Below are 15,210 nucleotides of genomic sequence, written 5' to 3'. Positions count from 1 at the left end.
TCACGAGCGCCCATGCCTACCGTCGCGGAGGACGATCTCGACGAACGAAAGGCACAGCCAGTGGGCGCACGACACGAAGGGGCGCACGAGCACGATCTCGGCCTGGCACACGACATGGAGGTGCTGATGTCCCGGCGCCGCGCGCTGTTCTCCCTCGCGACCGCCGGCGCGGCGGCGGTCGCGGCAGGCTGCGCGTCGGGATCGAACGACACGACGCCCACGACCACGACCGCCTCCGCGACGACCGCGCAATCCGGCGGCGCGACCGCCGCCCCGCAGGAGACCGCGGGACCGTACCCGGGCGACGGGTCCAACGGGCCCAATATCCTCGTCGAGTCCGGCGTGGTGCGCAGCGACATCACCCGTTCGTTCGGCTCCTACTCCGGCGTCGCACAGGGCGTCCCGATGACGCTCGAGCTCACCTTGCGCGACCTGGCCGCGAGCGGTGCGGCGGGGAAGGGCATGGCGCTGTACGTATGGCACTGCGACCGGGACGGCAATTACTCGCTCTACAGCGACGGCGTCACCGAGCAGAACTATCTGCGCGGCGTGCAAGTGGCCGACGCCGACGGCAAGGTGACCTTCACGTCCATCTTCCCCGCCTGCTACTCGGGCCGGTGGCCGCACATCCATTTCGAGGTCTACGACTCGCTGGAGACCGCGGTCGCGGGCCGGAACGCCCGGCTCACCTCGCAGATCGCGCTGCCGCAGGACACCTGCGAGTCGGTGTTCGCCTACGACTCCGGCTACGCGCGCAGCGTCGGCAATCTGGCGCAGGTCACGCTGGCCTCCGACAACGTCTTCGGCGACGGCTGGGACGCGGAACTGGCCACCGTGACGGGCGCGCCGTCTTCGGGCCTGCGCGTCGCGCTGACCGTGGGCGTCGCCGAGAAGTCACAGAACACGCAGTCCGGCAACGGTTCCGGACCGCCGCCCGGCGCTCGGCCGCCCGGAGGCGCGCCCGGTGGCAGGCCTCCACGGTGACCGGCTGTGCGCGTCGCGGCCTGGGCGAGGCGCGCGCAGGGGCGTCATCGACCGCCAGTTGCCTGTACCGCCCCACGTAGCCGCTCCCCGGGTCGGATCGGTGCGGGTGGGCGCGCGGGGCAGGCGCACGACGACGCGACACGTCCGCCGGATCGTCCTCGGCCGCCGGTGACATGCGGCACTGCGGGCGATCCGGCGCGCCGGGAAAAAGACGGATCGGCGAGCCCGGCAACGCTTTCGCGGCCGCGCGGCAGGGGGCGTCCGCGCCTGTGTGCCGCACTGCCGACACGTCGGCCCCGGCCCATCGGCCACCACTTGGCAAACATTCCGGGAGCAACACCGCCGCCGGTGCCGATGTAGTCCCGCAAGGACGTGTGCCGCACAATAGGGGGCCGCGCGCGGCGCGTCCCGGCGTTCTTTCGCCCAGTGGACGCGCGTCGCGGCGACACAAGGTGTTGTGCTAACCGGACATGTCAGCCACTAGGAGTAGTGTCCCCAGGGTAGACATTCCGTGACGGCAGCGTGCTCGGGAAAGGCGTGGAGGCAGGATGAAACTGATCGATCGGGTGTCGGCCATCAACTGGAATCGGGTGCCCGACGAAAAGGACGCCGAGGTCTGGGACCGGCTGACCGGCAACTTCTGGCTGCCGGAGAAGGTACCGGTCTCCAACGACATCCCGTCGTGGAACACCCTGACCGCCGACGAGAAGCAGCTGACCATGCGGGTCTTCACCGGCCTGACCCTGCTGGACACCATCCAGGGCACGGTCGGCGCGGTGAGCCTCATCCCGGACGCGCTCACCCCGCACGAAGAGGCCGTGCTGACCAACATCGCGTTCATGGAGTCGGTGCACGCCAAGAGCTACAGCTCGATCTTCTCGACGCTGTGCTCCACCCGGGAGATCGATGAGGCGTTCCGCTGGTCGGAGGAGAACCGCAACCTCCAGCGCAAGGCCGAGATCGTGCTGGAGTACTACAGGGGCGACGACCCGCTCAAGCGCAAGGTCGCCTCCACACTGCTGGAGAGCTTCCTGTTCTACTCCGGCTTCTACCTGCCGATGCACTGGTCGTCGCGGGCCAAGCTCACCAACACCGCCGACATGATCCGGCTGATCATCCGCGACGAGGCGGTCCACGGCTACTACATCGGCTACAAGTACCAGAAGGGCTTGGAGCTGGTCACGCAGGCCGAGCGCGACGAACTCAAGAACTACACCTTCGAGCTGCTGTTCGAGCTCTACGACAACGAGGTCGACTACACCCAGGATCTCTACGACGAAGTCGGCCTCACCGAGGACGTGAAGAAATTCCTGCGCTACAACGCCAACAAGGCGTTGATGAACCTCGGCTACGAGGGCCTGTTCCCGAAGGACGAGACGGAGGTCAACCCCGCGATCCTCTCGGCGCTGTCCCCCAACGCCGACGAGAACCACGACTTCTTCTCCGGTTCGGGTTCGAGTTACGTCATCGGCAAGGCCGTGAACACCGAGGACGAAGACTGGGAGTTCTGAGCCGTCGGTTGGGGTGAAGCGTGCTGGGCCCGGCGGTCATGCCGGGCCCCAGCCTTGTCTTGGTTCGCCGACCCGGCGTGAAAGACTCTGTGCTGTAGAGCATTCAAATCCGACGAGGGGGATTTCGATGTACCGACGGCTGGCTCTGATCGCGGCGGTGCTGTTGACCGCTGCCGCATGTCAGGACGACAGTCCGGCGGCGGTTTCGCAGACCGGTGACGGATCGTTCTGGTCCACCGTGCCGCAGACCGACGACCAGCGTCTGGAAGTGCTGCGCCGGATGCGTGCGATGGACACTTGCGCGCTGCTGCCGCGAGCCGAATTGACCGAGGTCGGTCAGGTGCTCAGCGTCGGCACCGACGGGCTGAACTCGTGCAAGGCCGAACTCGACAGCTCGGAACGCTACAAGGGGAAGACCGTCCGCTGGACCATGGCCGGACCTGCGCCGGAAGTGCAGAACCAGCGGGGTACGACCGAACGGCTCGGCGACGTGAGCGTCCACGTGCTGGCGGACAAGGACACGCTGAGCGCCGAGCAAGCCGGGCAACTCGTCCAGCGCTCGTGCTCGGCCATGGCACGGTTTCCTTCGTCCGCCGCGATCGGCCTGTCGGTGAACACCCCGCTGGGGGTCGAGCCATGTCCGATCGCCGAGTCACTGATCAGCACGGCGGTCTCCGAATGGAAGAAGGAACCGCGGCAGGGCAGTGCGGCGGAAACGATCACCACGGTGCTGACCGGCGCCGACCCCTGCGCGGTCCTGCCGAAGCTCGGCGTCGGGGCCGAGCCTGCGCAGCAAGGAGTCTCCAGCTGCACGTTCGTCCATCGCGGCGACGAGATCCGTCTCGCGTACGAATACAGCGCGGAGTCGCTGGTCACCTCGGGCGCTCCGGCGTTCACCGTCGGTAACCGCACCGTCTACCGAGATGCCCAGGACGAACTGCGGTTCTACAACGTCGCGGTGGGTCAGCCGCTCGAGACCGGCAATCGCAATCCGCTCGGGCCGCGCCTACCGGCCATCTCCCTCACCGGAAAGGATGACGCGGCCCTCGAAGAGGTTGTGCGCCAAGCTTTGACGCTGTTCCCGTGAGCGGCCGGCGACCGCACTTCGCTCGATCGGCGGGCCGCGGGCATCGAGGACGCCCTCAGATACCGAGGACCAGCTTCGCCGTCGTGAAATAGATGATCAGCCCGGTGGCGTCGACCAGGGTGGTGACCATCGGGGCGGAGACGACGGCGGGGTCGATGCGCAGTTTCTTGGCCAGCAGGGGCATGGTGCCCCCGATGGTGGCAGCCCAGCCGCAGATCAGCACCAGGGTGATGCCCACGACCAGGGCGATGCGCGGGCCGACGAACAGGGCGCCGATCGCCAGGCCCACGGACGCCAGCAGCGAGCCCAGCACCAGCCCCACCCGGCATTCCCGCCAGATCACCCGCAACAGGTCCGAAGCCCGCACCTCGCCGACCGCCACCGCGCGCACGCAGGCGGTGGCGGCCTGCGCGCCCGCGTTGCCGCCCGCGCCGATCAGCAGCGGGATGAACAGCGCCAGGTGCGCGGCCTGCTGCAGGGTGCCTTCGAAGAAGTCGGTCACGCTCACCGTCAGCGTCGCCGCGAACAGCAACAGCAGCAGCCACAGCGCCCGATAGCGGGCCAGCTGGAACACCCCGGCGGCCATGTAGTGGCCCTCCCAGGGCGCCGATCCCGCCTGGAGCGCGACGTCCTCGCTGTCGGCCGCCTCGATCACCTCGACCGCGTCGTCGATGGTGAGCAGTCCGACCAGCCGGTCCTCGCTGTCCACCACCGGCAGGTTGATGTCGTTGGTCTCGCGCATCAAGCGGGCGGCCTTCTCGGCGGAATCGGTGGCCCGCGCGAAGGCGGGCTCGGTGACGACCAGCTCCGACACCATCGTCTCGGGCTTGCTGAGCACCAGTTCGCGCAGTTCGACGATGCCGGTCAGCCGCCTGCCCGCGTCCACCACCGGCAGCGTGTACACCGTCTCGGCGTTGCCGCCCTTGGCCCGCACCATGCCGAGCGCTTCGGCCACCGTCAGGTCGCGGGGCAGCGCCACCACCTCCGGCGTCATGAACTGACCGGCGGAGCCCTCCGGATAACCGAGCAGGCTCGCGGTCATCCGCCGCTCACGCGGACTCAGGCCCGCCAGCGCCTTCTTGGCGACCTTCGCGGGGGCTTCGCGCAGCATGCGGGCGCGGTCGTCGGGCGCCATGCCCTCGATCAGGTCGCGGAAGCTCTGATCGCGCAGCCCTTGCAGGATCTGCTGCTGGTCCACCGGCTCGAGTTCCTCGAAAACGGCCAGCGCCAGATCCTTGTCGAGCAGGCGGAACGCCATCCCGGCCCGCACCGCGTCCATGCGGGCGAGCTGGTCGGCGATGACGTGCGGCGGGTGGTTGCCGAGCCAGTCCAGCGCGGCGTCCACGCGACGGGTTTCGACGATGTCCTGCAGGGATTCGGACAGCGTCGGACGTACTTCGATGATGTCGGTCTGCGACATGGGAGGACCTCAGCACATGCGTGAGTGAACGGAGAGCTCGAGAATTCACACCGCGGGCGCCGGCCCCTGCCGTCGCGACCTGACTCAGGAATGCGAAGGGGCGGCGCCGCGCGGCCTTCGACTGGGAGGTTCGCTGCGCATCGCTACCCCACCTCCCTCTCGTCGTCGCCGCGGATCTCGGGAATCCGCACCATTCGGCTCAACATCGCACGGACACGAAAACGTCCTCTTGCAGCTTACATCGCTCCGGAGAGAATGATCACCTCACGAGGGCTCGCTGTGACCGAAGCCGCTTCTCAGCACCGGAAAACTCGCGCCGGTGTTCCGGAATGTCGGCATCCTCCCCTGCGCGGCGAGGACCGGGACGGCAGGCGAATCGAATCCGGCCGCTAGCACCACAGTGCGATAGCCAGGCCCGACCTGGATCGGCGAGGAGCGCCGCACGATGTCGTCGCGGGGACGCGCGACTGTGCGAACGATCATGCCGTGTGACCGTCATCGAGCCGATTTATCGCACTGCCAGGCCGGATGGTCATAAACCGCCGGAATACAGGTTTATACGCAGTCGGCGTCGAACTGTTGCTCCCAGGTCTGGGAACCGGGACAGTGTTTGCCAGGCAGGCGCTGAAAGTCACCGGCGCCGGCCGCACCAGCACAGCTCACGAAAGTTTCGAAGTGTCGACTGCAACAGCATTGATCCGCCGTCGCGCGGTCGACTTCATGCGCGTTCCACACGGGATCTGTTGCCGCTGAAGCAGCGCGGCCGTGGTCTGGCGACCACACTCCGCGCGGTCGTCCACCGCCGCATCGCTCCCGCTGTGGTGTCGCCGGATGCCGGGCATCGAAATGCACGGCGTCTTCTCGTCTTCGAAAGAACAACCATGCCTTTCCCCCCATCCTCCCGGCGCGTCGCCCGCGCTCTCTCCGCCGCCGTCGCGGTGCTCACCGGCCTGTCCGTGCTCACCGGCTGCGGCGAGTCCGCGCCCGCCAAGACCGCCGACGGCAAGACCGTGCTGCGCTATCAAGGCGCCACCGGGCAGGTGAATCCTGTCGAATTGGCCGACGACCTGGGCTATTTCACGAAGATCAGCCTGCACTGGGAAGGCGACACCACCAGCGGCCCCGCCAATATCCAGGCGGCGGCGACCAACCAGGTCGAGTTCGGCAGCGCGTTCAACGGCGCGGTGGTCAAACTGATCGCGGGCGGGGCGAAAGTCACCTCGGTGCTCAGTTCCTATGGCGCGGACGAGGAGTCGTTCACCGGCTACTACGTCCGTGACGACTCCGGCATCACCTCGGCGCGCGATCTCATCGGCAAGAAGGTCGCGGTCAACACCCTCGGCGCGCACCACGAATTCATCACCAGGGAGTGGCTGCATCAGCAAGGCCTGACCGACGACGAGATCAAGCAGGTGCAACTGGTCGTCGTGCCGCCGGCCAACACCGAGGACGCGCTGCGCAAGGGGCAGGTCGACGTCGGCGCGCTGGGCAGCGTCTTCCGGGACACCGCGCTCCGGCGCGGCGGCATCCACCCGCTCTACACCGACAAGGCCATCTTCGGCACGTTCGACTACGGCACCTACGTCTTCCGCAATGACTACATCGCCAAGAATCCCGAAGCCGTCGAGGACTTCGTGCAGGGCACCGCGCGCGCGATCCGCTGGCTTCAGGTGACGCCCCGCGAGCAGGTGCGCGAGCGATTCACGCAGATCATCGGCAAGCGTGGCCGCAATGAGAACACCGGTTTGGTGCCGTACTGGCTGAGCTCCGGGATCCCGGTGCCCGGCGGCGTGGTCGCGGAAAAGGAATTGCAGATCTGGATCGACTGGCTGGTGCGCAACGGCGAACTGCCGAACGGCAAATTGAAGGCCGCGGATCTGTTCACCAACAAGTTCAACCCCTATGCCAACGGCAGATACAAGCCGGAGGCGGGACCGACCGGAGAGGTGGTGGCCGCGAAATGACCACGGCGACCAAACTAGCGCTGACCGGAGTGCGCAAGCAGTTCTCGGTGCGCGGGTCACACGAGCGATTCACTGCGCTGGAGGACATCTCGCTGGAGCTGCGCGAGGGCGAGTTCCTGGTGCTGGTCGGCCCCAGCGGGTCGGGGAAATCCACGCTGCTGGACTTGCTCGGCGGGCTGAGCAAGCCCACCTCGGGTGAGATCCTGCTGGACGGCAAGCCGATCACCGGCCCCGGTCTGGATCGCGGCATCGTCTTCCAGCAGTACGCGCTGTTGCCTTGGCGAACGGCCCGGTCCAACATCGAATTCGGCTTGGAGGCCAAGGGTTTGCGCCGCAAGGCGCGCCGGGAACTCGCCGAGCACTACCTGGAACTGGTCGGGCTCTCCGGTTTCGGCGACCGCTATCCGCACGAGCTGTCCGGCGGCATGAAGCAACGCGTCGCCATCGCGCGCAGCCTCGCGTTCGATCCCGAGGTGCTGCTGATGGACGAGCCGTTCGCCGCGCTCGACGCGCAGACCAGGGAGTCCCTGCAGGACGAACTGTTGCGCATCTGGCGGGCCACCGGCAAGACGGTGTTGTTCATCACCCACGGCATCGACGAGGCGGTGTACCTCGGCCAGCGGGTGGCCGTGCTGACCTCCCGGCCCGGCCGGATCAAGGCCATCGTCGACGTCGAGATCGACCGGGACACCGACGACGACGTCCGCTCCTCCCAGCGGTTCCGGGACTACCGCCACGAGATCTGGACGCTGCTGCACAGCGAGGTCCAGCGGGCCGCGAGCCTGGAGCTGGAGTCGTTGTCCGACCACGCGGCCGATGCCGAATCCACCACCGAGAGGACCGCCCATGTCTAGCGCCATACAGCTCAGCGAGCGGCCGGTGCGGGAAACCGCGGCCGCGCCCACCCGACCGGCCCCGTTGCGGCGGGCCGAGGCGGCGCCCTCCGCCGTGCCGCGAATCCTGCGGGTGGTGAGCCGGTTCGCCTGGCGGGTGTTCAAGCCGACGGTCGTGATCGCCCTGTTCCTGCTGCTGTGGCAGCTCGCCCCCACGCTCGGCTTGGTGGACGAGGTGTTCCTGCCGCCGTTCTCGGTGGTCGCCCAGGCGTTCGCCGACTTGGTGGCGAGCGGGGAGATGTGGACGCACCTGTCCGCGAGCCTGAACCGTTCGCTGGCCGGGTATTCGCTGGCGTTGGTCGCCGGAATTCCGGTGGGCATCGCGATCGCCTGGTATCAGCCGGTGGCGGACTTCCTGAACCCGATCCTCGAGCTGTTCCGCAACACCGCGGCTCTGGCGTTGCTGCCGGTCTTCTTGCTCATCCTGGGCATCGGCGAGACCTCGAAGGTCGCCATCGTCGTCTACGCGAGCTTCTTCCCGATCCTGCTCAACACCATCACCGGCGTGCGCACCGTCGATCCCCTGCTGGTCAAATCGGCCGCGTCCCTCGGCTTCTCGCCGTTGCGCCTGTTCCAGAAGGTGATCCTGCCCGCGGCGCTGCCGTCCGTCTTCACCGGTCTGCGGATGGCCGCCGCCAGTTCGATCCTGGTCCTGCTGGCCGCCGAGATGTTCGGGGCCAGGGCCGGCCTCGGCTATCTGATCACCGCCGCGCAGCAGAACTTCGCGATCCCGAACATGTACGCGGGCATCCTCGCCATCTCGCTGCTCGGTCTCGCCTTCAACGGCCTGCTGGTCACCCTCGAACGCCGCCTGTCGCGGTGGCGCGCCCCGGCGAACTCCTGAACCATGGCTGCCCCGCGCACGGTTGATCAGGCGTTGACCAAACGGCGTGCCGTCGACTTCATGCGGGTGTGTGGCAGCGCTTGTCGCAGTACCGCATCCCCGCATTTCCGGTTGGCGCCGGCCCGATCCTCTAGTTCGAAATGAGTTCTTCCGATGACCGCTGTCCACGAAACCCCCGTCTCGACCGCTACCGCCGACGCGCTGCACGTCGCCCCCGTCGCCGCCCACATCGGCGCCGAGATCTCCGGCGTCGATCTCCGTGAGCCGCTGACCGACCAGCAGGTCGCGGCCATCACCGACGCGCTGCACACCTACAAGGTGCTGTTCTTCCGCGACCAGCACATCGATCACGCCCAGCAGATCGCCTTCTCCCGCCGCTTCGGCGCGGTCACGCCGTCGCACCCCTATGACGACGACGCGCCCACGGAATACCCGGAGATCCTCGCGGTCGACAGCCGGCTCTACGAGAAGCGCTTCGGGGTGCGCAAGCACAGCTACACCAACCAGTGGCACACCGATGTCTCCGCGCTGATCAACCCACCCGCGGCCTCGATCCTGCGCGCCGAGATCGCCCCGGAGCGCGGCGGCGACACCGGCTGGACGAACCTCGTCGCCGCCTACGAGAACCTGCCCGAGTCGCTCAAACGATTCGCCGAAGGGCTGCGCGCCGAACACCGCTTCGGCGGCAACCGTCCGATCTGGGACTCCGACAGCGACTACGCGAAGAAGGTCGCGACCGCGCCGCTGGTCACCGAGCATCCGGTGGTCCGGGTGCACCCGGTGACCGGCGAGCGGGCGCTGTTCGTGAACCCCGGGTTCACCACCCGGATCGTCGGGCTCACCCCGCCCCAGAGCGACGCGGTGCTGCGGTTGCTGTTCGACGAGGTGACCAACCCGGCCTACACGGTCCGGTTCCGCTGGACGAAGGGCAGTCTCGCGTTCTGGGACAACCGCGCCACCGCGCATCTCGCGCCGAGCGATCTGGACCATCTCGACGTCACCCGCGTGTTGTACCGCACCACCCTCGAGGGCGACATCCCGGTCGGCGTCGACGGTGAGCCGTCGAAGTCCATTGCCGGAGCGAAGTTCACCGGCGCGTAGGAACCGACAGGCGGAATCGGCCGGGCGCTTCGCCGGCGCCCGGCCGATTTCGCGTCGTCGCCACCGCGCCGATTCGCCGAGACGACAACCGCCTGGTACGGCAACGGAAGTATCAGCCGACGGAGAGTTTCACCACCGGATCGGGGCCCAGATCGGTGATGTAGACGTTGCCCGCCGGATCGACCGCCAGCCCCTGGGGATTCTTGAGGCCGGTGAACGGCAGCGGGGTCGGCGTCGACGCGCCCGCCGCCAACATCACGACCCATTTGTTACCCCAGTCGACGACGTACACATCTCCCGATGTGTCGACCGCCAAGCCCTGTGGATCCTTGAGGCCGGTGAACGGCAACATGGTCGGCGCCGACGCGCCCGCCGCCAACAACCGCACCTGCTCGGTACCCAATTCGGTGACGTAGACGTTGCCCGCCGGGTCGACCGCCACACCGTCGGGACCTTGGAGCCCCGTCAGCGGCAGCGTCGTCGGCGTCGCCGCGCCCGCCGCCAACTTCAGCACCCGATCATTGCCCCGATCGGCGACGTATACGTCTCCCGTATTGCCGACCGCCACGCCGTGGGGGTCCTTCAGGCCGGTGAACGGCAGCGGGGTCGCCGCCGCCGCGCCCACCGCCAACTTCAGCACCCGATCATTGCTCGTGTCGCTGACGTAGACGTTGCCCGCGGCGTCGACCGCCACGTCCTGGGGATTCTTCAAGCCGGTGAACGGCAGCGGGGTCGCCGCCGCCGCGCCCGCCGCAGATTTCAGCACCCGATCGCTGCCCATGTCGGTGACATAGACGTTGCCCGCGGCGTCGACCGCCACACCGGTGGGCAGGCTGACGCCGGTGAACGGCAGCGAAGTCTGTGACGAATAGCCCGGGGCGATAGCTGTGGGCGAAGTGCCACCGCCGCCTGATTCCCGTTGGACACCGAGGACGACAGCTACAACGGCCACCACCGCCGCCGCGACCGCGGCGGCGAGCAGCATGGCCGTCTTGCGCGACGATTTGATTCGCCGACCAGGGCGCGCAGCGACGCCCCCGGTGGTGCCGACCGGGGAATCGCCCACCGCGGCGCAGGCCGCCACGGCCAGCTCGCGCACGGTCTGATAACGATCGTCGGGGTTCTTGGCCATTCCCTTGGCGATCACCGCGTCCAACTCGGTCGGTACATCGGGTGTAGTGGTGCTGGGACGTGGCGGCGGGGTGTGCAGATGATGGGCGATCACACCCTGCATCCCGAATTCACTCGCGAACGGCGGCCGACCGGTCAGGCATTCGTACAGCACGCACGTCAACGCGTACACGTCCACTCGGGCATCGGCCTTGACCTCCGCGCCGATCTCCTCCGGCGCCATGTAGGCGACGGTGCCGATGGTCTCGCCGGTCGCGGTCAGCGTACGGTCGTCTGCGGCGTGGGCGATCCCGAAGTCGATCAGGGAGGCGAACTCGTCGGCCCCCAGCAGGATGTTCGAGGGTTTGACGTCGCGGTGGACCAGCCCGGCGTCGTGGGCCGCTTGCAGCGCACCGGCCACCTGGGCGACGATCGCCACCGCCCGCCGGGGCGACAAGGCCCCTTCTCGCGTGATCACCGTGCGCAGGTCGGTGCCCTCGATCAAGCGCATATTCAGATAGAGCCGACCATCGATGTCGCCGAAGTCGTGGATGGGGATCACATGGGGCTCGGTCAGCTGCGCCACCGCCCGGCACTCCCGGCGGAACCGCTCACGCAGTTGCTCGTCATCGGCGAAGCGCTCGGGCAACACTTTGAGCGCCACCACCCGGTTGGTCAGCGAATCATGCGCCCGCCACACTTGGCCCATGCCGCCCTGCCCCAGCAGCGACAGCAGCCGATAACGTCCGAACGCCTCCGCGGACCTCTGAGTGGCGTCTCCGTCTCCTGCTACCGTCTCATCCATTGCGCCGTCCCGTGACCACCCCGACTGGCAAACGGTGTACTCGCTTGCATTCCGATCCGCGCCCGAGCGGTAGCCGCACACTCGTGAGATATCCGGGACCGGACAATCGAGCGTCGGCGCTGCTGTGGCGTGCGGATTTCCCAACCATGCTCATGCCGGCAGATAAGCGGCCGGGCACTGCCGTGTCACCGGCGCGAGTACGCGAATCGCGCCCCAGAAAACCACCAGCAACCTGTGTGAATTCAGTGTACCTCTACGTCTACGGCCAACCCCGGAAAACCGGCCGTCCAGCAACCCTCGGAGGCCGGGCCATCTGCCCTGAGGGCCCGTCCGACATCGAATCGATTGCACCGATCTGCGTGGGCCGGTAGCACCTTCGATGCGCAGGGTGCCGCCGAGGACCGAGCCGGCGGCGGGTGCCCTGCCTCATGCCGGACTACGAGCGCACCGGCGGCATAGTCTCCAGCACGGCGCGCTCCACGTCATTCCAGCTCGGGACGTGGCGCACCCAGTCGGGAATCGGCTCGGATTGCGCGCCGAACAGGAGCCGGTGCGACACGAGATCACGCAGGACGCGGTGCACGTCGAGGCGGTCATCGATCATGTGCGTGATGCCGAGTTCGGCGCAGTGCACCGCCTTGTCCGCCCGCGCACGGCAGAAGCGCACATTGTCGCGTGCGATCCCGGTCCGGTCGTAGAAGTCGTGGTGGTCGAGCCACTGGCGAGTGCGCTCCTCGATCCGGGGACCGCACTTCGAGATGATCCACGCCCGGCCCTCGAAGCGCCGGACCAGGCGCGGCAATACGTCGAAAGCGCCCGCGCTGGGCGGCGTGCGCAGCGCCTCCTCGAGCCCGCCGGAGAGGAACACCGTGTCCTCGTCGCCGGGGGCCAGAGCGGCCCCTTGGATCACTCGGCCGAAATCGATGCCGAGTCGAGGCTGCCTTCGATTATGCGGATGTCTTCTTTCTTCGTTCATACGATTTCCAGCGTGCGACATTCAGCCCCTGTGCCGCCAGCGGATTTCATCAACGCGCAGCATTTCCGGAAAAACACCGAAAACCATGCGCGTTCTCAGCATTGCCGCTTGTCGTTCGCCGCGCGATGGGCGGCGAGCGACCGCGTGCGGGATCAAGGTGGTGCGGTCGGCAGACCGGCTGCGGCCGATGGGCTGGATCGGTGCGGTGTCGCTGGGATTCGTGCGCCTCGTCGGTGTGCTGGACGCTCGGACTCGTCCTGCCGCCACCCACCGGCATCGCGGCGGTCGCGGCAGCCGCCGGGCTCGCACTGATCCAGGTGGGCGGGCTCGCGCTGCATCGGAGCCGGGGCGAACGCGATGTGATCGGGTTGGATCTCCTGCTGCTCCTTCTCACGCTGGTGGCGACCTGGCTCGCAACTATCTGGTGGTAGCGCCGATGGGTTCCGCCGCACACGGCCGGAATTCGGTGCGCCGAGCGCCGAACGGTTGCCAGACCGCAGTGGACTGGTAACAGTGAGGTACGAAGCCGCGGCGTTCGCCGTGGCGGTTCGGGTACACACGAAGGAGATATTCGTGCGCTTCGGCATCTTCATCCCGCAGGGCTGGCGGCTCGATCTGGTGGGCATCGACCCGGCAGACCAATGGGGGGTGATGCGAGACCTCGCCCAGCGCGCCGACGCGAACCCGGCGTGGGAATCGCTGTGGGTGTACGACCACTTCCACACCGTCCCGGTCCCCACCGAGGAGGCGACGCACGAAGCGTGGACGCTGATGTCGGCCTTCGCCGCGACCACCTCGCGCATCCGCCTCGGTCAGATGTGTACCGCGATCAGCTACCGCAACCCGGCCTACCTCGCGAAGGTGGCCGCGACGGTCGACCTGATCTCCGGCGGACGCGTCGAGATGGGCATCGGCGGTGGCTGGTACGAACACGAGTGGCGCGCCTACGGCTACGGCTTCCCATCCGCGGGCGAACGGCTCGGCCGCCTCGACGAGGGTGTGCAGATCTTCCGGCAGGCGTGGACCAGTGGTTCGGCCACCCTCGACGGCAAGTACTACCAGCTCGACGGCGCGATCGTGCGTCCACTTCCGCTGCAGGAGAATGGTATCCCGCTGTGGATCGCAGGCGGCGGCGAGAAGAAGACGCTGCGCATCGCCGCGAAGTACGCGCAATACACCAACTTCAGCGGCAATCCCGAGGAGTTCACCCACAAGTCCGAGGTGCTGCGCGCGCACTGCGCCGACGTCGGCACCGACTTCGACGCGATCATCCGCAGTGCCAACTTCAACGTCGTCATCGGCTCGACCCAGGCCGAAGTCGACGATCGTCTCGCGGCGTTGAAGGCCCGCCTGACGCCCGTCATCGGCACCGACGCGACCGAATCCTACTTCGCCCAGCTGTACAACAGCGGCGCCGCCACCGGCACCCCGGAGCAGATCGTGGCGAACCTGCGCCGAGTCGCCGATCTCGGCCTCGGCTACGCCATCTTCAACTTCCCCGAGTCCGCCTACGACACCTCGGGCATCGAACTCTTCGAACGCGAAGTGCTCCCGGCCTTGAGTTGATCACATGATCAACCCAGCTTGCGCCCGACGGCGCTCCAGCAGTTCACTTGCGCGTCGAGCCAGGATGGTGACTCGCCCTGCGGACGCCATTGGTTGGTGATGACGATGCCCGGGTCCAGTAGATCCAACCCGCTGAAGAAGCGGGCGAATTCGTCTCGCGTGCGGGTCTGGGCGTAGACCCCGCTCTGCCGGTACACGTTCAGCGCCTCGGTGATCATCTCCGGTTCGAGGTCGGCGGTGATATGCGAGACGACGAGGAACGAACCCGGCGCGAGGGCATCCAGCAAGGTCTCGACGATGCCGTAGGGGTCCTGGTCGTCGGACAGGAAGTGCAGCACGGCGACCAGGCTCAGCGCTACCGGACGCTTCAGGTCCAGTGTGTCGTGGAGTTCGGGCGCCGACAGGATCGCCTCGGGGTCCTTCAGGTCGGCGTCGACGTACGCGGTGCGCCCCTCCGGCGTGCCGGTGAGCAAGGCGCGGGCGTGGGACAGCACGATCGGGTCGTTGTCCACGTAGACCACCCGCGCTTCGGGCGCCGGCGCCTGCGCTACCTGGTGCAGGTTCGGCTCGGTGGGGATGCCGGTGCCGATGTCGAGGAACTGTGTCACGCCCAGCGCGGTGAGCGCGTTCACCGCGCGGTGCATGAAAAGCCGGTTCTGCCGAGCCGCGACCCGGGTGGTCGGAAACGCCGCGATGACTTTCTCGGCCGCGTCGCGATCCACCTGATAGTGGTCTTTCCCGCCCAGGACGTAGTCGTATATCCGCGCACTGCTCGGCACGCTCGCGTCGTGAATCGGCCGGAGCGGCTGCCCGTCGCCGCCGAGATCGGTCATCGTCGTTCCCATCACTACCGGATCGCTTCTGCCCCAGCTTATTCCAGACGCGGTCGGCTCCCAGCACATTGTGGGGAACCGAGGCGGCGGAGCTGGGCCGAGCGCGATCCCGGTGA

At 67.7% G+C, this 15,210-nt stretch carries 13 protein-coding genes; 9 read left to right on the top strand and 4 right to left on the bottom strand.

What is annotated here, in order from left to right; translation table 11 throughout:
* The first annotated feature begins 114 nt into the window (after positions 1-114).
* The 3 genes from QMG86_RS06475 to QMG86_RS06465 all read left to right on the top strand — a co-directional run bounded on the left by QMG86_RS06475 (position 115) and on the right by QMG86_RS06465 (position 3,582).
* A complete protein-coding gene (locus QMG86_RS06475; protein WP_281880804.1) occupies positions 115-984 on the top strand; it encodes a dioxygenase family protein in 870 nt (289 codons plus the stop codon).
* A gap of 548 nt (positions 985-1,532) precedes the next feature.
* The gene (nrdF, locus tag QMG86_RS06470) at positions 1,533-2,495 is read left to right on the top strand and encodes a class 1b ribonucleoside-diphosphate reductase subunit beta (protein ID WP_067797805.1); all 963 of its coding nucleotides are present in this window, start codon (positions 1,533-1,535) and stop codon (positions 2,493-2,495) included.
* Positions 2,496-2,622: 127 nt separating this feature from the next.
* Positions 2,623-3,582, top strand: a complete 960-nt coding sequence (locus QMG86_RS06465; protein WP_281878284.1) for a hypothetical protein — start codon at positions 2,623-2,625, stop codon at positions 3,580-3,582.
* A 55-nt stretch (positions 3,583-3,637) separates the two neighbouring features.
* On the opposite strand, the gene mgtE is transcribed toward QMG86_RS06465, so the two are convergent.
* Positions 3,638-5,002: a magnesium transporter gene (gene mgtE, locus QMG86_RS06460; RefSeq protein ID WP_159838442.1), complete on the bottom strand. Its 1,365-nt coding sequence runs from the start codon at positions 5,000-5,002 to the stop codon at positions 3,638-3,640.
* A gap of 881 nt (positions 5,003-5,883) precedes the next feature.
* Between mgtE and QMG86_RS06455 the strand changes: the two genes are divergently transcribed.
* The 4 genes from QMG86_RS06455 (at position 5,884) to QMG86_RS06440 (ending at position 9,804) form a co-directional block, all read left to right on the top strand.
* Positions 5,884-6,966: an ABC transporter substrate-binding protein gene (locus tag QMG86_RS06455; RefSeq protein ID WP_281878283.1), complete on the top strand. Its 1,083-nt coding sequence runs from the start codon at positions 5,884-5,886 to the stop codon at positions 6,964-6,966.
* On the top strand, positions 6,963-7,820 hold the full coding sequence (locus tag QMG86_RS06450; RefSeq protein ID WP_281878282.1) for an ABC transporter ATP-binding protein: 858 nt from the start codon (positions 6,963-6,965) through the stop codon (positions 7,818-7,820). Before QMG86_RS06455 ends, QMG86_RS06450 begins: the two co-directional genes overlap by 4 nt.
* Complete coding sequence (locus tag QMG86_RS06445; protein WP_281878280.1) at positions 7,813-8,703, top strand: ABC transporter permease; 891 nt, start codon at positions 7,813-7,815, stop codon at positions 8,701-8,703. Before QMG86_RS06450 ends, QMG86_RS06445 begins: the two co-directional genes overlap by 8 nt.
* A 153-nt stretch (positions 8,704-8,856) precedes the next feature.
* Complete coding sequence (locus tag QMG86_RS06440) at positions 8,857-9,804, top strand: TauD/TfdA dioxygenase family protein (RefSeq protein WP_281878278.1); 948 nt, start codon at positions 8,857-8,859, stop codon at positions 9,802-9,804.
* 112 nt (positions 9,805-9,916) lie between these two features.
* Here QMG86_RS06440 and QMG86_RS06435 read toward each other — a convergent pair whose 3' ends face one another.
* Positions 9,917-11,719, bottom strand: a complete 1,803-nt coding sequence (locus QMG86_RS06435; protein ID WP_281878277.1) for a serine/threonine-protein kinase PknD — start codon at positions 11,717-11,719, stop codon at positions 9,917-9,919.
* Positions 11,720-12,155: 436 nt separating this feature from the next.
* Positions 12,156-12,629 carry a hypothetical protein gene (locus tag QMG86_RS06430; protein ID WP_281878276.1) on the bottom strand — a complete coding sequence of 158 codons (474 nt, stop codon included), beginning with the start codon at positions 12,627-12,629 and terminating at the stop codon, positions 12,156-12,158.
* Positions 12,630-12,895: 266 nt separating this feature from the next.
* Here QMG86_RS06430 and QMG86_RS06425 point away from each other — a divergent pair, with 266 nt between their 5' ends.
* Complete coding sequence (locus tag QMG86_RS06425; RefSeq protein WP_281878275.1) at positions 12,896-13,126, top strand: hypothetical protein; 231 nt, start codon at positions 12,896-12,898, stop codon at positions 13,124-13,126.
* Between the two features lie 142 nt (positions 13,127-13,268).
* A complete protein-coding gene (locus tag QMG86_RS06420; RefSeq protein WP_281878274.1) occupies positions 13,269-14,261 on the top strand; it encodes an LLM class F420-dependent oxidoreductase in 993 nt (330 codons plus the stop codon).
* Positions 14,262-14,269: 8 nt separating this feature from the next.
* Here QMG86_RS06420 and QMG86_RS06415 read toward each other — a convergent pair whose 3' ends face one another.
* Positions 14,270-15,094 carry an SAM-dependent methyltransferase gene (locus QMG86_RS06415; RefSeq protein WP_281878273.1) on the bottom strand — a complete coding sequence of 275 codons (825 nt, stop codon included), beginning with the start codon at positions 15,092-15,094 and terminating at the stop codon, positions 14,270-14,272.
* Positions 15,095-15,210: the final 116 nt, after the last annotated feature.

The sequence above is a fragment of the Nocardia sputorum genome (assembly GCF_027924405.1).
Lineage (GTDB): Bacteria > Actinomycetota > Actinomycetes > Mycobacteriales > Mycobacteriaceae > Nocardia > Nocardia sputorum.
Note: the sequence above shows the minus strand (reverse complement) of the source record. Positions and strands in the feature narration are given on the sequence as shown.